Origin of the sequence: Marinobacter daepoensis DSM 16072 (assembly GCF_000421165.1) — a bacterium.
Taxonomy (GTDB): domain Bacteria; phylum Pseudomonadota; class Gammaproteobacteria; order Pseudomonadales; family Oleiphilaceae; genus Marinobacter; species Marinobacter daepoensis.
Window position 1 is genome coordinate 62,780 of the sequence record NZ_ATWI01000015.1, and the last position, 20,615, is coordinate 83,394.

General features: G+C 58.4%; 16 protein-coding genes. 8 read left to right on the forward strand and 8 right to left on the reverse strand.

All coding sequences use genetic code 11. The features are described from left to right. Nucleotides 1-9: 9 nt before the first annotated feature. Nucleotides 10-792, forward strand: a complete 783-nt coding sequence (gene djlA / locus K325_RS0117165) for a co-chaperone DjlA (RefSeq protein WP_029655490.1) — start codon at nucleotides 10-12, stop codon at nucleotides 790-792. Nucleotides 793-801: 9 nt separating this feature from the next. Here the strand turns inward: djlA and K325_RS0117170 are convergent, their stop codons facing one another. Then, nucleotides 802-1,410, reverse strand: a complete 609-nt coding sequence (locus K325_RS0117170) for a methyltransferase family protein (RefSeq protein ID WP_029655491.1) — start codon at nucleotides 1,408-1,410, stop codon at nucleotides 802-804. A 187-nt stretch (nucleotides 1,411-1,597) separates the two neighbouring features. Between K325_RS0117170 and K325_RS0117175 the strand changes: the two genes are divergently transcribed. Further along, on the forward strand, nucleotides 1,598-3,043 hold the full coding sequence (locus K325_RS0117175) for an amidase (RefSeq protein WP_029655492.1): 1,446 nt from the start codon (nucleotides 1,598-1,600) through the stop codon (nucleotides 3,041-3,043). Here the strand turns inward: K325_RS0117175 and K325_RS0117180 are convergent. From K325_RS0117180 to K325_RS0117195, 4 genes are all read right to left on the reverse strand, one after another. Further along, a complete protein-coding gene (locus K325_RS0117180) occupies nucleotides 3,034-4,908 on the reverse strand; it encodes a sensor domain-containing diguanylate cyclase (RefSeq protein ID WP_029655493.1) in 1,875 nt (624 codons plus the stop codon). The two genes, K325_RS0117175 and K325_RS0117180, sit on opposite strands and share 10 nt — an antisense overlap. A gap of 148 nt (nucleotides 4,909-5,056) precedes the next feature. After that, nucleotides 5,057-5,794, reverse strand: coding sequence for a pseudouridine synthase (locus K325_RS0117185; RefSeq protein WP_029655494.1), 738 nt, complete (start codon nucleotides 5,792-5,794; stop codon nucleotides 5,057-5,059). A gap of 191 nt (nucleotides 5,795-5,985) precedes the next feature. Then, the gene (locus K325_RS0117190) at nucleotides 5,986-9,075 is read right to left on the reverse strand and encodes an efflux RND transporter permease subunit (protein WP_029655495.1); all 3,090 of its coding nucleotides are present in this window, start codon (nucleotides 9,073-9,075) and stop codon (nucleotides 5,986-5,988) included. 5 nt (nucleotides 9,076-9,080) lie between these two features. After that, nucleotides 9,081-10,163 carry an efflux RND transporter periplasmic adaptor subunit gene (locus K325_RS0117195; RefSeq protein WP_029655496.1) on the reverse strand — a complete coding sequence of 361 codons (1,083 nt, stop codon included), beginning with the start codon at nucleotides 10,161-10,163 and terminating at the stop codon, nucleotides 9,081-9,083. Between the two features lie 333 nt (nucleotides 10,164-10,496). Between K325_RS0117195 and ilvG the strand changes: the two genes are divergently transcribed. Then, complete coding sequence (gene ilvG, locus K325_RS0117200; protein ID WP_029655497.1) at nucleotides 10,497-12,200, forward strand: acetolactate synthase 2 catalytic subunit; 1,704 nt, start codon at nucleotides 10,497-10,499, stop codon at nucleotides 12,198-12,200. Then, entirely contained in the window at nucleotides 12,197-12,475 is a 279-nt protein-coding gene (locus K325_RS0117205; RefSeq protein WP_029655498.1) for an ACT domain-containing protein, read from the forward strand. The genes ilvG and K325_RS0117205 overlap by 4 nt, the downstream gene beginning before the upstream one ends. Nucleotides 12,476-12,527: 52 nt before the next feature. Here K325_RS0117205 and K325_RS0117210 read toward each other — a convergent pair whose 3' ends face one another. The 3 genes from K325_RS0117210 to K325_RS0117220 form a co-directional block, all read right to left on the reverse strand. Next, nucleotides 12,528-13,709: an acetyl-CoA C-acyltransferase gene (locus K325_RS0117210; protein WP_029655499.1), complete on the reverse strand. Its 1,182-nt coding sequence runs from the start codon at nucleotides 13,707-13,709 to the stop codon at nucleotides 12,528-12,530. Nucleotides 13,710-13,720: 11 nt separating this feature from the next. Beyond that, nucleotides 13,721-14,881 carry an acyl-CoA dehydrogenase family protein gene (locus K325_RS0117215; protein WP_029655500.1) on the reverse strand — a complete coding sequence of 387 codons (1,161 nt, stop codon included), beginning with the start codon at nucleotides 14,879-14,881 and terminating at the stop codon, nucleotides 13,721-13,723. A gap of 80 nt (nucleotides 14,882-14,961) precedes the next feature. Further along, nucleotides 14,962-15,723: a 3-hydroxyacyl-CoA dehydrogenase gene (locus K325_RS0117220; protein ID WP_029655501.1), complete on the reverse strand. Its 762-nt coding sequence runs from the start codon at nucleotides 15,721-15,723 to the stop codon at nucleotides 14,962-14,964. A 254-nt stretch (nucleotides 15,724-15,977) separates the two neighbouring features. Between K325_RS0117220 and K325_RS0117225 the strand changes: the two genes are divergently transcribed. From K325_RS0117225 to K325_RS0117240, 4 genes are all read left to right on the forward strand, one after another. Then, nucleotides 15,978-17,021 carry an AraC family transcriptional regulator gene (locus tag K325_RS0117225; protein WP_051146705.1) on the forward strand — a complete coding sequence of 348 codons (1,044 nt, stop codon included), beginning with the start codon at nucleotides 15,978-15,980 and terminating at the stop codon, nucleotides 17,019-17,021. A 75-nt stretch (nucleotides 17,022-17,096) separates the two neighbouring features. Next, on the forward strand, nucleotides 17,097-18,692 hold the full coding sequence (locus K325_RS0117230) for a fatty acyl-CoA synthetase (protein WP_051146706.1): 1,596 nt from the start codon (nucleotides 17,097-17,099) through the stop codon (nucleotides 18,690-18,692). 181 nt (nucleotides 18,693-18,873) lie between these two features. Next, a complete protein-coding gene (locus tag K325_RS0117235; protein WP_029655504.1) occupies nucleotides 18,874-19,317 on the forward strand; it encodes a MerR family transcriptional regulator in 444 nt (147 codons plus the stop codon). Nucleotides 19,318-19,367: 50 nt separating this feature from the next. Next, nucleotides 19,368-20,534: an isovaleryl-CoA dehydrogenase gene (locus K325_RS0117240; RefSeq protein ID WP_029655505.1), complete on the forward strand. Its 1,167-nt coding sequence runs from the start codon at nucleotides 19,368-19,370 to the stop codon at nucleotides 20,532-20,534. Nucleotides 20,535-20,615: the final 81 nt, after the last annotated feature.

A 20,615-nucleotide genomic window follows, 5' to 3' on the forward strand; every position in this document is an offset into this window, starting at 1 on the left:
GGATAAAGCATGCTGTTCGCAATCATTTTTGGCGGTCTGATCGGTTATGCCTTCGGTCGTTTTCCCGGCTTTCTGATTGGCGCAGCCATTGGTGCTTTCGTGTTACAGCGCCTGAAAAGCAGGCTGGTCAGCAAACTTCATGGCCTGCAGAACGGGTTTATTGAGTCCGTTTTTGCCGTCATGGGTGCGCTTTGTAAAGCGGACGGCGTTGTCTCCCGGGACGAAATTCAAATGGCTGAAGCCATGTTCACCCGCTTCCGGCTGAACGAAGCTCAGCGCGCCATGGCCAAAGAGGCGTTTAACCGCGGCAAAGCTCCCGGGTTCGATCTGGACGCCGAACTTCATCGTTTCATGCAAGCCTCGGGGCGCCAACCGGTCCTGTTGCAGATGTTTCTGCAGGTCCAGGTCTCCGCCGTCGCCGCAGACGGCCAGGTTCATCCGGCCGAGCATGAAATGCTGGTCCGCATCGCCCGAGGCCTCGGTCTTCCGGAGAGTCAGGTCGACCAGCTAGAAGCCATGCTCCGGGGCGCACATGCCGGCCAGACCGGTGGAGCGGGGAACTATTCAAGCACTCAGCAGATTGACGACGCGTACAAAGTTCTGGGTGTCTCAGCCTCGGCCTCCGATGCTGAGATCAAACGGGCCTACCGCAAGCTGATGAGCGAAAACCATCCTGACAAACTCGCCGGGCGAGGTCTGCCAGAAAGTATGCGGGAAATGGCGGAAGAACGAACCCGGGAGATCAGCCACGCCTACGACGTCATCAAAGAGGCCCGGAAACGCGCTTCCTGACGGCCGCGTTCAGAACCAGCGAGGCACTCGAGAGCGGTAGTCCTCATAACGATCCCCAAAGCGCCGGGCCAGGGCCTTTTCCTCTTCTCTGGCCTGGCGCACAATCACCAGCACACCCGCCATCAGGCAGACCAGCGAAAACGCGCTGGGCAACGCCAGAAAAAAGCCCAGCTGCCCCAGCATCACGGAAACGAACATCGGGTGCCTGCATCGCCCGAAAGGCCCTCCGGTCAAGAGGTTGCCGCTCCCATGGCGTTCATCAATGCCGGAACGCCAGTCTTCATGCATGTAGGCTTGCAGGTAGTTCACCGCCGTAAATGACGCGAGCAAAAGAATGACACCGGTAACCAGCACCGGCCAGTGATACAGCGCCGGGAAGACCCCGAGCCACGGGTCCAGATCCAGCCCCAGACGGGCAAGACACACCACCAGAATCGCCGAGCGGAACAGGTTGAACGTCTGACGATGCCACCATGTCGCCGCCCCGGGCCGGCCATAGTTAATGTGGGAAAATCCCAGCCGGGCGTATAGCCCCAGGGTACGCGCGGCAAACTGCAGGCCGATCATCAGGAAAAAAATGCCAAGGAATACCCGGACAGCAGGCTCGATAAAATCCATTATTCATTCTGTTTCAGTGAGTTAGTAGCAAGCTTACTTTGCATGCTGCGGGTTTTGAAGTGATGTTGATCAATCTCTGCGAATCCCCGCTACCTCTCATTTCATGACGCGATACCTAAAATGACATGCCGTCACGTTTTAAGCTGGGTTATCGTAGGATGCCTGTGCGACATATTCAGGAGTCACCATGAACCAGCCTGCCAACACTCATTTTCATTGTTTTCGCGATGATGCCATGGCCGACGACGATGCGACCGCCCTTGCGGAGCGGATTCGTAGCGGGGACGTTTCCGCCGGGGAAGTGGCGATGGCGGCGATTGAACGGGCGCAGGCCGCCACGCCAGTTATTCACGGGGTAGAGTCTGAGTGCTACCATAAGGCCCGGCAACACAGCCAGCACCCTGGCTCGTTGTCCGGTCCTTTCGCAGGTGTGCCAACCTACATCAAAGACAACACCGACGTGCAGGGGCTGCCAACTGGCCATGGTTCGCGGGCAATCTCCCCGAAGATTGCACAGAAGACCAGTCCGTTTGCCGAGCAGATGCTGGCGCAGGGCTACCTCTGCCTTGGCAAATCCACACTGCCCGAGTTTGGCTTCAATGCCACCACCGAGCCAGTCACTGGCCCCCCCACCCGCAACCCCTGGAATCTGGCCTTTTCCTCCGGCGCCTCATCCGGTGGCGCGGCTGCCCTCGTCGCAGCCGGAGTGGTCCCCATTGCACACGCCAACGACGGCGGGGGTTCCATTCGTATCCCCGCCGCTTGCTGCGGTCTGGTCGGACTGAAACCCACCCGGGGCCGGGTAGTCGACAACGACGCCGCCCGGGATCTGCCGGTGAACATTGTCAGCGATGGCGTGGTTACCCGTTCCGTTCGGGATACCGCAGGTTTCCTGGCGCATGCCGAGAGCTACTTTCTCAACCGTAAATTACCAGCTGTCGGGCATATTCAGGGCCCTTCCAGCCGACAACTTCGGATTGGCATGGTGCTGGACTCCATCAACGGCTACCCCACCGATTCCGAAACCCGGATCACCGTTGAGCAGACCGCCCGTCACCTCGAAAAGCTCGGGCATGTGATTGAACCGATGGACATTCCCGTCGCCAACTCGTTTCCGGACGATTTCGCGCTTTACTGGGGGATGCTTGCCTACGGCGTCAAAGCCCGGGGCAAGAAACTGTTCCACCCCGACTTCGATAAACACCAGGTGGATGGTCTAACCGATGGCCTGGCCGCCATGTTCAGGCGTCAATTCTGGCGCCTGCCAGCGGTCATCTGGCGATTGAAGCGTTCCTGGCATGACTACCAGCACAGGATGCAGAACTACGACGCCGTACTGACCCCGGTGCTAGGTCAAACCACACAGCCACTAGGCCACCTGCGCCCCGATGTGCCCTTCGACACGTTGTTTGAACGCCTGTCCGGCTACGTGAACTTTACCCCGCTGGCCAATGCCACCGGTGCCCCCGCCATCGCTCTGCCAATGGGCAAAAGCACACACGGCCTTCCTGTTTCGGTGCAGTTCATGGCCCGCCACGGCGATGAGCGCACGCTGCTGGAGCTTGCCTATGCGCTGGAGGCAGACCATCCCTGGCCAACCCTGAACCAGGCGTTCCGGAACCTTCAAACCTGACAGAGCGCCTCGCTCTGTCCTGCCTGGGAATTAACCACAACCCGATTACGACCCTCGGCTTTGGCCCGGTACAAAGCCTCATCCGCACAGGCAAACAGGATCTTGGTGGCATCTGCCTGATCCGGGGCACGGCTGCAAACCCCGATACTCACGGTCAGGTGCAGCACCTGATCGGAGACGCGGAAAGCGGTTTTCTGAATATCACCGCGGATTCTCTCTGCAACCCGGAGCGCCCCTGCCTCCGGGGTATCCGGCAACAGCACCACAAACTCTTCTCCACCGTAACGAGCCGCCAGGTCCTGCGGGCGGGTTACATGGCGCTTGATGAAATCGGCCACCATTTTCAGGCAATCATCACCGACAAGATGACCGTAGCGGTCGTTAAAACTCTTGAAATGATCAATGTCTACCACCAGGAGCGAAAGTGTCTCGCCGAAGCGATAGGCGTGTACCGTCTCGGACTGGAACGCCTGATCAAAGTGACCCCGGTTTTTCAGGCCTGTCATTGGATCGGTGGCACTCAGCTCCAGCAACTGCTGATTGAGTGCTTCCAGGTCCCGGGTGCGCTCCTGCACCCGCTGCTCCAGCAGTGCGTTGGCTTCCTGCTGAACACGAAGGGATTTCTCCTGAGCCAGACGGGCCTTGCGCTCTTCCCGAAGGAGCTTTTGCTGGGCCGAAAAGGTCCGTTTCTTTTCTCGGTTCAACCGGTCTGCCAAGGCAATGGACAGCAGGATAACACCCAGAGCAGACCCTACCTGGGTGGCGTTCTCGGTTAACAAGTTGCGTGGCAGCATGGTGAATTTGCTCATGGCCAGCACAATTCCGCCAAACAACATGAACACCCAGGCCACGGTATAGTATCGGGCCGCCGGGTCTTGCCTGATCCAGCGCACCACGCTGAGCATAAGCATGGTGGAACAACCAACAAATGCCACCAGGATGGTTGGCAGGATCATCAACCGATAGGGCACCACCAGCCCTGCCAGCGCCAGCCCCCCTGCTGCCATGATCATCGCCCAGGTCCAGCGGTTCAGCAACGGGTGGTTCTGTCGGGTAACCCGGATAAACCGGATGCTGAACGCACCACCAAACAGAACCACAAGATTCAGAAACACGATAATGGCCTGGTCGTTCCACCAGGTTGCCTCGGGCCACAGATACTGGAATGCAACCCCATGCAGAGACGCAAGAAACAGCGGCATGGCCGCAATATAGCCCACATAGAAGAGGAAGCTCCGCTCTCCCACCGCCATAAAAACGAAAAGGTTGTATAGAATCATCACCAACACAATGCCGTAATAGATACCCTCAAACAGGCTTCTTGCCTGCTCAGCGGCGTAAAAAGCATCCTGATCCCACAGGATCATGGGCAACTGCATGGAGCTGGTGGTGTCTACGCGGAGATAAACGATCGTGTCAGACACCGGCGGCAAGGGCAGCGGAACAACAAAATTGCGGTGATGGATGGGACGGTCATAAAACGGGCGCTTATCCCCGAGCGATAACGATTCAACCAGCTCGCCATCGAGCTCACGATACACCTCGATATGGTCCAGCACCGGATAACCGATTTCCAGAAAATTACTGGCTTCTGATGGCAAGACATTCACCAGGGTGACCCGGAACCAGTAAACCGAAGCGCCGTATCCCAGACTGACGCTGTCACTACCGTTTCTTGTCCAGGCTTCGTCTGGCAATTGTCGGACATCCCGAATCGAAGGCGACCCTGCCTCCTGCCAGTAGTCCACAAACCGTGATAGCTCCAGCCGCTTGGAATAGCTCCCCCACTCCGCAGGCCCGGCCAACACCAGGGAGGGGGCCAACAGACAAAGCAAAAGAACAAAAAAGACGTCAGGCCTTGGCATATCAGACTCGGGCGGGTGCACGTTTGTTATTGGTTACAGACTGTCCGAAGTATGCCCCAAGCCCCCGAATGGCGCCCCCGAAAGCAACCAATCGTCTCAAAATGACATAAAAAGCTACACAAAATGCCTTAAAAGCAATTCAACCCGATCAGAGACCAATCTCCTCCCCCGTCTCACAAAAAATTTCCAGAACCCGGATAAAGCCTGGCTCCGGCTCAGCGCTCAGACTCAGCGGCTCACCGGTTACCGGATGAGTCAGATTCAGGGCCGTTGCCGCCAGCATCAGCCGCCCCTGCCCGAACCGCTCGGCAAAGTATCGGTTGTGCCGCCCCCGGCCATGATTGGCATCGCCGATGATCGGGTGGTTGATGTGTTTCATGTGCCGACGCAACTGGTGCTTCCGGCCAGTCTCTGGTGTCAGCTCCACAAGGCTGTACCGGCTTGTCGGATACCGTTCTATCGCCACCGGTAATTCTGTGGTCGCGAGCCGGCGATATCGTGTCAGCGCTTCTCTGACCGGCTGTTCCCGGCCTTTCAACCGACGGTCCTCGGGCTCATCCCGAAGCGGGTAATCGATCACCCCATCTTCCGGTGTCCAGCCCCGGACCACCGCCAGATAGGTTTTGGCGACCTCGCCTGCCATCAGCGCCATACCCAACCGACGTGCGGTCTCCTGATCCCTGGCGAACAACAACACACCGGAGGTGGGCCGATCCAGCCGATGCACCGGGTAGACATACTCCCCGCCATTGAGTTCACGAGCGTACTGCAAGGCAAATTCCGTTTCGTGTTTATCAATGGGGCTTCGATGAACCAGCAGACCAGCGGGCTTATGGACGGCAAGCAACCATGAATCTCGATAAATTACGGTAAGGGGGTTCAACATGCAGAGTAACGGTCAATAATGAAACCCGGCAGCCCAGCAGAGACTACCTCCTTGCACGATTTTACCCTCAGCTTTCCGATCATTACAGAACTCCCGTTGAATGCGTTGGCACACCAAAAGTCTTCTTCACCGGATTCTGATCATCTCTTGAAAGAAACCGGCAAGGCCCGTGATTTAGCCGGGCGTATCCGTTACTGGTTGCCCCGGAACACGCGCCTGGCCAACGCCCTCACCCGCAGGCCCGTACGCTCTCCAAGAACCAGAAGCGCCGGCGTCAGTAACAGAGTCAGCAAGGTGGCAAACGCGAGCCCACCGGCAATGGCACTGGACAGCTGAGTCCACCACTGAGTGGAGGGTGCGCCAAGCCCCAGCGAGGGCTCCAGCAGATTGACGTTGACGCCCAGTACCATGGGCATCAGACCCAGGATGGTGGTAATCGCAGTCAGCAGCACCGGACGAAAACGCAGGCACCCGGTTTCCAGCGCTGCGCTGTAGGCACCCTTGCCCTCCCGCTTCATCTGATTAAAGGTATCAATCAGAATGATGTTGTTGTTCACCACAATTCCCGCCAGCGCAATGATCCCCATACCGACCATTACAACGCCAAACGACTGGCCCGAAAACAGCAATCCCAGCAACACCCCTGCGGTCGACAGCACAATGGCAGAGAGAATCAGAAGGGTCTGATACAGGGAGTTGAACTGCGTGACCAGAATCAGCAGCATCAGCCCCACCGCCACCAGAAAGGCGGCAGCCAGAAAGTTCGCAGCCTGTTGCTGATCCTCGTTTTCCCCGGCAAAGCGGATACTGACACCCTCTGGTGGTTCGGGCATTTCGGCCTGCAGCGTACGCAGCAATTCGTCCATGCGCCGGCCCGGCGCCACATCCGATTTGACGGTAATGGTGCGCTGGCCATCCACCCGGACAATGGAGCCGGTCTTATCGCCCGGCTCCAGATCAACAAACTCTGACAGCGGAATCTGCCCACGGGATGTATTCAGGGTCTGTCGTTCAAGATGATCCAGCTCACGCCAGTTGTTGGGCACACGCACCGCAATGTCCACTTCGTCCCTGACATCTTCCGGGCGATACGTGGCCAGAACCAGCCCGTTCGTCACCAGCCGTACCGCACTGCCGATACTCAGAACATCGGTGCCAAAACGGGCCGCAGCCTCACGGTCTACCTTCAGGCGCCACTCGATACCGGGCAGGCTCCGATCATCCTCAATATCGACAAAGCCGCCCAACTCCCGCATTCGGTTCTCCAGAGTATCCACATAGGTATCCAGCTGGGCACTGTTCATACTGCTGACCAGAAGCTCAATCGGCTTGCCCTCAGCTGGCCCACCTTCCTGTTTTCGAAACTCCAGCTCAATACCGGCAATGTCCGCGGTGCGCTCCCGGAAGTCATCCAGAATCGCGGTGGCGGTGCGGCGGGTGTACCAGTCGGTAAACTGAAACTGAAGAACCCCGATCACATCCGGAGCAACCTGACTGCCGGCGCTGACCATAGAGCGGGCATAAAGGGCCTTCACCTCTGGCATGTTCTGCAACCGTGACTCCACCTCCCGGACAATGGCATCCCGCTCCCAGACGGACAGATCACCCCGTGCGCGCACCTGAACCTGAGCGGATTCAGGCTCGACGCTTGGAAAGAATTCCATTCCGTAATTGAACCGGCCATAGGCGGCGTAGATCACCACAATGACCGTCAATGCCCCCAGCAGGGTCAGTCCCGGCCGCAGCAATAACCGGGAGAGTAGCTTTCGGTAGAGCTTCATGAAACGCCCTTCACGGGCATTCTGGTGATGACGGCGCCCGCCACTTACACCGCCCAGCACTGGCAGAAACACCAGCGCCATCGCCAGAGACGCGATCAGGCAGATCAGCACTGTCATGGGCAGAAACTTCATGAACTCACCAACAACACCCGGCCAGAACAGCAGGGGAACGAACACCGCCAGCGTAGTCGCGGTTGAGGCAATCACCGGCCAGGCCATGCGGGAAGCGGCTTGCACCCAGGCGGTTTTAACCGGCTGGCCATCCGAGAGATTCCTGTCTGCCAGCTCGGAGACCACGATGGCCCCATCGACCAGCATTCCGGCAACCAGAATCAGACTGAACAACACAACAATGTTGAGGGTCAGCCCCATACTCCAGATCACCAGAATACCGGTCAGAAAGGCCCCGGGAATGGTCAGTCCCACCAGCAACGCAGACCGGGGCCCCATGGCTGCGATCACCACGATGATCACCAGGACAATCGCCGTCATGACGTTGTTAAGCAGGTCCGACAGGATGTCCCTGACCTCCTCGGACTGATCCATAATGAAACGGATATCCAGCGCCTCAGGCAGCCTGGGGCGGGCTTCATCAATCAGAGCCCGTATCTGTTCGATGGTCTCAATGATGTTAGCCCCTGATCGTTTGGACACTTCCAGCACCAGTGCCGGCTCACCATTGATTCGGGCGAAGCCACTCGGGTCTTTGAAGGTTCTCTGCAACATCGCCACATCGCCGAAGGTCACCACGGTATCGCCGTTAACCTTCACCGGCATGGACATGACATCCTCAACGGTTTCGATCACGCCTGGCACTTTCAACGACATCCGGCCATTACCGGTATCCAGAGAACCGGCAGCCACCAGCTGATTGTTGCGGGTAACCAACGAGGCAAGCTGGTCAAAATCGATGCCGTAACTCTCCAGCACCTGAGGATCTACCACAATTTCCAGAAGGTCTTCCCGGTCTCCACCGATTTCCACTTCGAGCACTTCGGGAATGGCTTCGATTGCATCCTGAAGGCGGCGCGCAATGCTGATCAGTTCCCGCTCAGACAAAGGGCCAGACAATCCGACCGACAAGACCGGAAACAACGACACATTGATTTCGTTCACCCGGGGCTCATCCGCTTCCTGCGGCAGCTTGCTTCGGGCGGTATCTACTTTTTCCCGCACGTCCTGCAACGCTTTATCCGGATCGAACCCGGCATCGAACTCCAGCATCACCGAAGCATGCCCCTCAGATGCAGTACCCCGCATTTCCTTGATGCCCTCAAGAGACCGAAGTTCCTGCTCCATGGGACGAACCAGCAAACGCTCCGCGTCCTCCGGGCTGATTCCTTCCAGACTCATGGACACGTAAATCATCGGGATCGTGACATCCGGATTGGATTCCTTGGGGATCACCTGATACGCGGCCATACCCCCAAGCAGCAGGAAAAGAAACAGCAACAGCGTGGTGCGACTTCGGTCCATAGCCGCCGCAATCAGTGCATTCATGCCGGTCAGCTCCGCGGATCTGATGCGTCGACGGGCCGAACCAGCTCGCCTTCGGAGACAAAACCGCCGCCCCGGGTAATCAGCCGGATATCCTGAGGCAGGCCGGACACCCAGGCGCCTTCGGTAGAAACACTCAGCAACCGCACGGTTTCAAAGACAACCCGGTTGTCTTCATCAACAAACTTCACACCAGGACGACCATCGCCATCCAGGCCCAGGTAGGCTGGGGATACAAACGTGGCTTTCTGCTCTGGCAAGCGAATACTCAGGCTCGCAGAGCCCCCTGCCGCGCGCTTCAGATCCGGATTTTCAACCTCAACTTCCACGGCAAAACTGCGGGTCTCCGGATTGGCGGCACTCGCGACAAAACTGACTACGCCGACCAGGCGAGTGCCGTCCAGCAACTGAATATCCACCGTCTGGCCCGGGTGTACCAAAGCAGCAGACTGCTGGGGTATCTGCCCTGAGGCCTTAAGACGATCAATCTGGACCAGCTCAAACAGCGGTGAACCCACCTGCACCAGGCTGCCCTCATCAACGTCGCGACGGTTAACAATGGCATCGAAAGGGGCGGCCGGCCTCAGGTGGGCAAGATCCAGGTCAGCGACCGCCAACTCTGCCCGCGCCGCGGCCAGCTCACTCTGCAGTCGCAGAATCTCGGTTTCGGCCGCCAGATTGCTTGAGCGCAGCCTCCGCGCCGCGGCGAGGTCCGCTTCGAGTTTGCGAATGCTGGCCTGCCAGCGTGCGGCCACCTTGTCCCGGCCATCCGTTGATAAAGTAGCCAGCACAGTTCGAGCCGCTACCGACTGCCCTAACTGCACATTCAGCCGCTCGACGGTGCCGGCCACCCGGGCACTGACCTGAACCGATTGCCAGGGCTCCAACTGGCCCTGAAGTTTCAGTGATGGCTGGTAAGACTCAGCCCTGACCGGGGCCACTTCAACCCGGGTCAGCGATCTTTCTTCCGAGGCAGGCTCGCCCGGCGCCTCTTCACTGGCCACTTTCAGCTCACCGGTCAGCATCCAGATAACCAGTAAAACAACAATCAGGAGGGATATCCCCAGGGAGCTCCATTTTGCTCTAGTCATGCACCACTCGCCGTGAAAAGTTTCTTGTTAAGAGGCCGGAAATCACAGGCGCAGGTCAAGATTCCTGAAATAAGGCCTTGCATCCGGTTGAAAACGTGGGTTAGATTCTACACACATTGTTTAACTCTATTCAGAGCAGATTGTCGATTTCATGAACCTCAACGCTGTAATTGTCCTAGTCATGCTAGTCCTGGTGGTCGTGGTACCGTCCGGGGGCTTTTGCGTGGACAAACAGGTGAGATAGCGACAACCTGACGAAGACACCAGAAACCCCCGGCACCGCAAGGTCCCGGGGGTTTCTTTTTTGCGGCAAAGAAAAAGGGAAAAACGACCATGAACGGCTCACAGCACATTCTTGAAGCGTTCCACCGCCACAACATCAGCACAGTTTTCGGGTACCCTGGCGGCTGCATCATGCCGCTATACGACGCGCTGGTAGACGATGTGGATGTGGAACACGTGCTGTGCCGGCATGAGCAAGCCTGTGCACTTGCCGCAGATGGCTATGCCCGGGCCAGTGGTCGCCTGGGCGTTTGCATCGCCACGTCGGGCCCCGGTGCCACCAACCTGATCACCGGGGTTGCCAACGCCTACCTGGACTCCATTCCTCTACTTGTAATCACAGGCCAGGTGCCGTCGGCACTCATTGGCACAGACGCCTTCCAGGAAACCGACATCCTTGGCATGACCCTGGGGATCGTGAAACACAGTTATCTGGTGGAAGACGCCGGGGATCTGCCACGGGTTCTGGAGGAAGCGATCGGCCTGGCCCAGAGCGGCCGACCGGGCCCCGTGTGGATCGACATTCCCAAAGATATCCTGTTGTCGCCGATCACGACCGCAGCCCCCGAACGCCCACAGGCTGAGAACCGCCAACAGCAATGCCCCGACATCCGCGAGGCCTGGGCCATGCTGAAAGCCGCCAAACGTCCCCTGCTCTACAGTGGAGGCGGTGTTTCCCTGGCCCAGGCCGAAGCAAACTTCCGTGCTTTCGCAGAAGCGTCAGGTCTGCCGGGTGTGGTCACCCTGAAAGGCATTGGCAACGCCGGCAGACACAACCCGAACGACATGGGCATGCTCGGTATGCACGGCTCGCGGGCCGCCAACAAAGCCGTTGACGAATGCGATCTGCTGTTTGTGGTTGGTGCCCGCCTGGATGATCGCGCAACCGGAAAACTGGACGGATTCGCCCCCAATGCCCGCCTGATACACATCGACACCGATGCAGCCGAAATCAACAAGCTGCGAGCGGCGGATATTGCAGTACGGGGTGATCTGAACGCCATTCTCAGCGCCTTCACCACAGCAGCTGAGCAGACCCCCCTGTCCATTGGTGACTGGCAGAAACAATGCCAGACCTGGCATACCACTGGAGGCTTCCGGGCTGCAGGGAACGAAGCGCCCCTGACGCCGATTACCGGCCCCGCGTTTATTCGCCAGCTCTCAGGCATTACCCCGGACAACACCATCATTGCCTGTGATGTGGGCCAGCACCAGATGTGGGTAGCTCAGTATTATCAGTTTGCCCATCCAAGACACCACCTGAGCAGCGGCGGACTCGGTACCATGGGGTTCGGGATGCCTGCCGCCATCGGTGCCCAGTTCGCAAACAGGAACAGCACCGTCATCAACGTCACTGGCGACGGCTCGTTCATGATGAACGCACAGGAACTGGCCACCATTCGGCGGTACAACCTGCCGCTGAAACTGATCATTCTGGACAATCAGTGCCTGGGGATGGTGCGCCAGCAGCAGGAGCTCTTCTACAACAACCGGGAGAGCCAGATCAATCTGGACGACAACCCGGATTTCGTCGCCATGGCCAGGGCCTTTGACATTCCGGCGCTGCACATTGAACGCACCGACCAGATCCGCCGGGGGATCGAAACCATTCTGGCCTATAACGGACCGATGCTGCTGCATGTAGCCATCAGCCGGGAAGAGAACGTCTGGCCCATCGTAAAAGCCGGTTCCAGCAACCGGGAAATGATCGACGAGCCCCGAAAAACCAGCAACCGCAAGGAACAGGTAGCATGAACCCGACGCACGAGATTGCCAGCCCGAGTTACACCCTCAATTGCCGCATGAATCAGGAAGCGGCTGCGCTTGAGCGACTGTGCCAGGTTGTGAGGGTCCGGGGTTTCCGGATTGCCCGGATGGCTATGGAGTCCTCCGAAGAGTGTCTTGAAATTGCTTTGACGCTGGAAGGTTCACGGCCGGTTTCCATGCTTCAGTCTCAACTGGAAAAACTGCACACGGTGATCGGTGTGGAGGTTGTATCCGGCGCTGCTTCACGGTCACGGACGGCCTGACCGAGCCCAGGCATTGCGGGCAGGTGAGCCAAACGCCCCTGCCCGCAGACCCTCAGATCAACTCGACAGCTACCGCGGTGCCCTCGCCACCGCCGATGCACAACGAAGCCACACCACGCTTGAGCCCGCGCTGTTTCAGGGCATTGATCAAAGTGACAATGATCCGCGAACCGGACGAGCCGATCGGATGCCCCAGTGCACAGGCACCACCGTGTACATTCACCTTGTCCGCCGGCAACTTCAACTCGTTGATGGCGGCCAGAGTCACCACAGCAAAGGCTTCGTTAATTTCGAACAGATCCACATCGTCCACGGTCCAGCCCGCTTTTTTCAATACCTTTTCAATAGAGCCGATGGGCGCCAAGGTAAATTCAGCGGGCAGACGGGCATGGGTCGCATGCGCCACAATCCGGGCCTGCGGGGTCAGGCCCCGGGCGTCCGCTTCGGCGGCCGAGGCCAGCACCAGTGCAGAGGCACCGTCACTGATGGAGCTTGCGTTGGCGGCGGTTACGGAGCCGTCTTTGGCGAACGCGGGTTTGAGGTGCGGGATTTTCTCCGGTTTGGCATTGCCTGGCTGTTCATCGGTATCGATTTCCGTCTCGCCGCCACGACCCGAAACCGACACCGGTACAATTTCGTCCCGGAACCAGCCATTCTCGATAGCCGCCAGGGATTTTTGCAGAGAGCCAATGGCAAATTCGTCCATGGCCTGCCGGGTGATGTCGAGTTTGTCGGCGGTGCGCTGGGCGAATACTCCCATCAGACCACCCTCGTATGCGTCTTCCAGTCCGTCCAGAAACATACTGTCCAACACCTGGCCATGGCCCATACGCATACCAGCGCGGGCCTTGGGCAGCAGGTACGGGGCCTGGCTCATGTTTTCCATTCCGCCGGCAATCATGATGTTGTTGGTACCGGCCTTGATCTGGTCGTGGGCCATGATGACGGCCTGCATGCCGGAACCGCACATTTTGTTGATGGTGGTGCAACCTGAACTGTCCGGAACTCCCGAGGCACGGGAGGCCTGGCGTGCAGGTGCCTGGCCAAGGCCGCCCGGGAGCACACAGCCCATGATGACTTCCTGAATGTCGGCCGGCTTGAGGCCGGAGCGCTCTATGGCCGCTTTGATAGCGATGGCGCCCAGCTCCGGGGAGCGTACCGAGCTCAGGGCGCCCATCATTCCGCCCATGGGGGTTCGGGCGGAGCCTGCTATTACTATATCGTTTGAGCTCATGGTGACTGTCCTCATTTTTGGGGTGAGCGACCTAAAACCGACCGGGCAATGATTTCCTTCATCACTTCCGAGGTTCCGCCATAAATCCGCTGCACCCGGGCATCAATAAAGTTCCTGGAAATCGGGTACTCCGTGGTGTAGCCATAGCCGCCAAACAGCTGCAAACAGCCATCAGCAACACGACACTGCATCTCGGTAGCGCTGTACTTGGCCATGGACGCCGTGGGGGCATCCAATTTGCCCTCTTCGTATTCCCGAATGCACTGATCCACAAACGCTTTGTTGATGCGGTAATCCGTTTCCATGCGGGCAATTTCGAAACGTGTGTTCTGCAACAGGCTGAGTTTCTGGCCAAACAGCTCACGCTCCTGGGCGTACTGAATGGTCATATCCAGTGAGCCCCGGGCCGCTGCCACGCCCAGCGCTCCGATCACCAGCCGCTCTCGGGGCAGTTCACGCATCAGGTAAACAAACCCCTGGCCTTCCTCTCCCAGCATGGCGGAGGCGGGTATGCGCATGTCGGAGAAAAACAGCTCGGAGGTGTCGCCAGAATGCTGGCCGATTTTGTCCAGGTTCCGGCCTTTGCTGAACCCGGGCAGCGAGGTATCCACCAGGAACAGGCTGATTCCTTTAGCACCGGCCTGAGGATCGGTTTTGGCAGCAACGATCACCATATCGGCGTGTTGGCCGTTGGTAATAAAGGTTTTTGAGCCATTGAGGATGTAGTTTTCACCGTCTTTCACGGCGCTGGTGCGCATGGCCTGCAAGTCGCTGCCAGCGCCAGGCTCGGTCATGGCGATGGCCCCCACGGCTTCACCTGAGACCATGCCCGGGAGCCACTGCCGTTTCTGCTCCTCATTACCGAGATGGCTGAGATAGGGCGCGACGATGTCGGAATGCACCATCACGTTGGTGGATAGCGCACCAAACCCGAGGCGAGCAAGCTCTTCACCCACAACCACCGAATACTGAAACGGCGCTCCACAACCGCCGCAGTCTTCGGGCACATCCACACACAGCATGCCTGCGTTGCCGAGCGTGTTCCAAAGCTCCCGGGGCACAATACCGTTTTTCTCCCAGGCCTCGTACTGAGGAGCCACTTCCGTCTCCAGTGCTTTGATCACGGAGTCCCGAAACAGGGCCAGCTCTTGCTGATCAACAGGATTAGTCATAATACTCACCTGTGGTTACCGGTTCGCTTGTGGCGAAACCTGTTACAAAATCCCGCTTTTGACGGGCGTTGTTCTGATGCTCACCTGGGCGCCATTCGCAGGGCGCAATCAAGCCGGATGACCTCGCCATTGAGCACCGGATTACGCACCATCTGATCCACCATCATGCCAAACTCCTCAGGCTTGCCCAGGCGCTTCGGGAATGGCAGCGTGGCCGCCAGACTGTCCTGCACCTCCTGCGGCATACCGGCCATCATGGGCGTCATGAACAGGCCCGGGGCGATGGTGTTCACCCGAATGCCCTCACGGGCCAGTTCCCGGGCAGCCTGTAATGTCAGGGAGACTACGCCTCCTTTAGAAGCGCTGTAGGCGGCCTGGCCGATCTGGCCTTCATAGGCCGCCACCGACGCGGTGTTGATGATCACACCCCGCTCACCGTCCTCGTTGGGCTCACGCTGAGCCATGTCGGCTGCCGCCAGGCGCAGAATGTTAAAGCTGCCGATCAGGTTTACTTCAATCACCCGGCTGAAATCCGCCAACGGCATCACCCCCTCCCGGCCCAGGATTTTCGAGGCCGGGGCAATGCCTGCGCAATTGACAGCAACCCCACAAGGCCCGTGTGCTTCCCGGGCAATGCTCACTGCTTTCTCCGCACTGTCAGCAGAAGCCACGTTGCATTCGATAAACAGGCCATCCAGCTCTGCAGCAACCTGCTCCCCCCGTTCTTTATTCAGATCCAGAATAGCAACCTTGCAGCCAGCGGCAGCCAGAGACCGGGCTGCACCTTCACCCAGCCCGGAGGCACCGCCGGTAACGATCGCGGGTGTGTCTTTAAAATCCATAACTCGTGTCCTTCAAAAGTTTCTATGCGGCCACGGCGGCACGCATGTAAATCACACAGTTGACGTTTACGTAAACTTAACTCAGATGTACTCCCCAAAACAACACCTGCCTTCACTCTGCAGTCCGACGACCAACTCCCACCCGGCACCATGCAACCAATACCTTGTCGCCATATTAGACTTCGCCTGCCCCCGGGCTAGAATGACCCTTCCTGCCAAATCAATTGACCCATTACGCAACGGCACTGATCGTTATGGCCAAAGCTCACATTGCCAATCACTACCTCCAGGCGACGATTCGCGGCGCCGAACGCCAGGGTCATAACGCCGGGGAGCTGCTGGCTCAGGCAGGCGTGCCACCCGGCTGGCTGAACCAACCGGAACGACTGATTACCGAGCAACAACTGGCCCGGCTGATTCAGTCCGTCTGGCGCTCCACCCGGGATGAATTTCTGGGGTTATCTTCAGAACGGTGCAATCAAGGCACCTTTGCGTTGATGTGCGAATTCAGCCTCAGCTCCGCCACCCTGGGCGCCGTGCTCCGGAAAAGCGCCCGCTTCTATCGGGTCGTCTGCCATAATCTGGACATTGCCCTGGAAGAGCAGGAACGGCGGGTCTTTTTCCGCCTGCACCTGAAAGACACCCGGAACGACACCGACCACATGCTCCAGGAGTTCCTGATTCTGATGTGGGAACGCCTGTCCTGCTGGCTGGTCGATCAGCAGATTCCGTTTGCTCGTACTCAGTTCAGCTACCCTCGCCCCCGGCATGAGGCCGAGTATCGGGCGATGTACCCGGGCGAGCTGGCGTTTGACCAAACGGTGTGCGGCTTCCTGCTGCATGAGAAATACCTCCAACTGCCGATCGTCCGGACCGAACAGGAAGTGCGGGAATTTCTGGCGGCCGCACCGGCTTATATCCTGCATCGTCCCAGCCAGGACGAAAGCCTCAGGACCCACATCCGGGCGATCCTGGCGCGCTACAACTACCCGGACATGCCCGGCCTTGAAGCCCTTGGGCTGGAACTGCATATGACGCCCCGCAATCTGGGCAGGAAACTTCAGGACGAAGGCACGTCCCTGCGCAAAATCAAGGAAACGTTACGCAGGGAACACGCCATCCGGCTGATCACCAGCGAGAATCTCAGCATCAGCGAAATAGCCGAACGGGTAGGATTCTCTGAAACTGCGTCGTTCTCACGGGCCTTCAAACGCTGGACCGGCCGCTCGCCGGCCCGGTGGCGAGGAGACCGACTCAACCAGGCCATGTCGGAACCGGTCAACTTTTTTGGCCAGTAGGGTCATTCCCTCCGCTCCGGAGCCTTTGCCTTAATTGTCTGTAGTCTCTACAACAACAAGCAATCGAGGTAAACCATGTCAGAACAGACCTACGCTCCTGCTCCTCCCATGTATGACCACGTTTGCCGAGCGCTGAGGAACACCATTGGCGATGCCATCGCCCGCTCAGCCGCCTGCCACAAAGCCAAAACAGCCCTGACCTTCAACAACCGGGAATGGACCTACGACGAGATCGAACGCGCGAGCAACCGAGTTGCCCATCACCTGATCCGCCTCGGCCTGCATAAAGGAGAGCGTGTCGCCGCCTATGGCAAAAACTCCGATGCCTATGTACTGCTATGGCTAGCCTGTGCCAAAGCTGGCCTGATTCACGTGCCGGTGAACTACGCTCTGGTCAAACAGGAACTGGCTTATATCCTCAGGCAGTCAGGCGCCAGAGCCCTGTTTTACGATACCGACCTCGAGGTTCAGGCCAAAGCCGTTCTGCCCGGCACCGCCATCGAAATAACCGGGGCTCTGCACGGCACCCAAGATACCACCGACATTCTCGACATGGCCCGGTCCTCCGCAAGCGACCAGCCACCGGAGCTCAACCTGGCCGACACCGACATCGTGCAGATTCTTTACACCTCTGGCACCACCTCAGACCCGAAAGGCGCGATGCACACCCATCGTTCCCTGCTGACCGAGTATGGTGCCGCCCAGTATCACCTGGATATCAGCCCCAATGACCGCTGCCTGGCAGCCTTACCGCTCTACCACTCGGCCCAGATGCATGTCTTCATGATGCCGATGTTACTGACCGGCGGGTACACACGACTGATCAGCACCCCCACCCCGGACGCTATCCTTGGATTGCTGGCCAGCGAACAACTGAATGCCTCCTTTGCCCCGCCAACGGTCTGGATTTCACTGCTGCAGTACCGGAGTTTCGACGCGAAAAAACTTCAGCACATGAACAAAATCTACTACGGCGCGTCGATCATGCCCGGGGAGATTGTTCGTAAACTCCGGGAACTTCTCCCACAGGCGGGCCTGTACAACTGCTATGGACAGAGCGAAATCGCCCCACTGGCCACGGTCCTGCGCCCCGAGGAACACCACGACCGACCCACCTCCGCTGGCCGGCCCCTGCAAACCGTTATGACCAGAATCATCAACCCAGCCACGGGTGAAGATTGCCCAGCGGGAGAACAGGGAGAACTGGTCCATCGCTCCCCGCAGCTCATGACCGGATACTGGCAAAAACCCGAAGCCACCGACGAAGCGTTTCACGGGGGCTGGTTTCATTCCGGCGACCTTGGTTACCGAGACGAACAAGGGTACATTTACATCGTCGACCGTATTAAAGACGTGGTAAACACCGGCGGAGTGCTGGTCGCAAGCCGTGATGTGGAAGAAGCCCTGTATCAACACGAGTCGGTGGCAGAGGTTGCGGTTATCGGGGTGCCAGATGAAAAATGGATTGAAGCCATCTGCGCCATTGTGGTGGCCCGGGAAGGTTACACGGAAGACGCATCCGCCTTACTTGAGCATGCCAAGGCAACACTGGCACGTTTCAAAATCCCAAAACACATTCAGTTTGTAGACGAGCTCCCAAAAAACAGTGCTGGCAAACTACTCAAACGCAAATTGCGAGAAACCTTCACCAGCGCCGACAGCCTCGCCTGACCCATTGCCCGCCAAAGCATCACCACGCCCAGGCGGGCGTCTTGCCCCTCGTCTTTACCACCCCGGGACCTTGCTGGCCCAGCCTCTGAATACCCCGAAAACCCCGTGATATTAATCCGCCCGCCAAAAGCTTTACGTTTACGTAAACTTCATCTAACCTACGTAAAAAAAGGAATGCGTAATGAACGACAAAAGAACTTTCAGCATCAGCGAACTCTCTCAGGAGTTCGACGTCACCACCCGAAGCATCCGGTTCTATGAAGACCAGGGCCTGCTCAAACCTGCCCGGCGCGGGCAAACCCGAATCTTCAGCACCAAGGATCGCGTTCGGCTGAAGCTGATTCTCCGAGGCAAACGCATGGGGTTTTCCCTGGCCGAAACCAAGGAACTGTTCGACCTCTGGGACGAAACACTCACCGGCAACGAAAAACAGCTACTGAAAATGCTGGAGATCCTCGGCGCCAGACGAGCCCACCTGGAACAACAGAAGGAAGACATCGCCATGGCCGAAATGGAAATGGACACCGCCGAAGCGCGTTGCCGAGAGGCCCTGGCGGAACTCCAGAAAAAGAAAGAAGCACAGGGCATGACCCCGAAAACACCCGAACCCGCTGTCAGCAAATGACCTGAGACAGCCAGCGGGTACCAGTCGTTAAAACAAAAAGGTAGCAAACGATGAAATCACAGTACTCAGAGCTCAATTTCGGCCTCGGTGAAACCCTGGACATGCTCCGGGAACAAGTGAACAACTTCGCCGCCACCGAAATTGCCCCCCGGGCGGAGGAAATCGACAAAAACAACGAATTCCCCATGGACCTGTGGCGCAAACTGGGGGACATGGGCCTGCTGGGCATCACCGTCAGCGAAGAGTACGGCGGTTCAGACATGGGCTACGTGGCCCACGTGATCGCCATGGAGGAAATCAGCCGTGCCTCGGCCTCCGTAGGCCTTTCCTACGGTGCCCACTCCAACCTGTGCGTGAACCAGATTCACCGCAACGGCACCGAAGAACAAAAACAGAAATACCTGCCCAAACTCGTCACGGGTGAACACATCGGCGCGCTGGCCATGTCTGAGCCCAACGCCGGCTCCGACGTGATCTCCATGAAACTCCACGCCCGCGACGAAGGCGACCACTACGTCCTCAACGGCAACAAAATGTGGATCACCAACGGCCCGGACGCACACACCTACGTCATCTACGCCAAAACCGACCCCAAGGGCGGCTCAAAAGGCGTCACAGCCTTCATCGTAGAGCGCGACTACCCGGGCTTCAGCCGCCACCAGAAACTCGACAAACTCGGCATGCGCGGCTCCAACACCTGTGAGCTGGTGTTCCAGGACTGCAAGGTTCCCAAAGAAAACATCCTGGGCGGTGTCGGTAACGGCGCCAAAGTCCTCATGAGCGGCCTCGACTACGAACGCCTCGTCCTCTCCGGCGGCCCTCTGGGCATCATGCAGGCCGCCATGGACGTGGTCGTCCCCTACATCCGTGAGCGCAAACAGTTCGGCCAGGCCATCGGTGAATTCGAACTGGTCCAGGGCAAAGTGGCCGACATGTACACCTGGATGAACACCGCCAAATCCTACGTCTACATGGTGGCGCAATCCGCCGACCGCGGTGAAACCACCCGCAAAGACGCCGCCGGCGCCATCCTCTACTCCGCCGAAATGGCCACCAAACTGGCCCTGGACGCCATCCAGCTACTCGGCGGCAACGGCTACATCAACGAATACCCGACCGGCCGCCTGCTGCGGGACGCGAAACTCTACGAAATCGGCGCTGGAACGTCTGAAATCCGACGGATGCTGATCGGCCGCGAGCTGTTCCTGAACAAGTAAGCCTCTGCAGCGAATCCACTGACAAGGTTGGACGAGGGGCTGGTGGGGTGTTCTTTCCGGGAGTGTCTGTGGCCATGGATG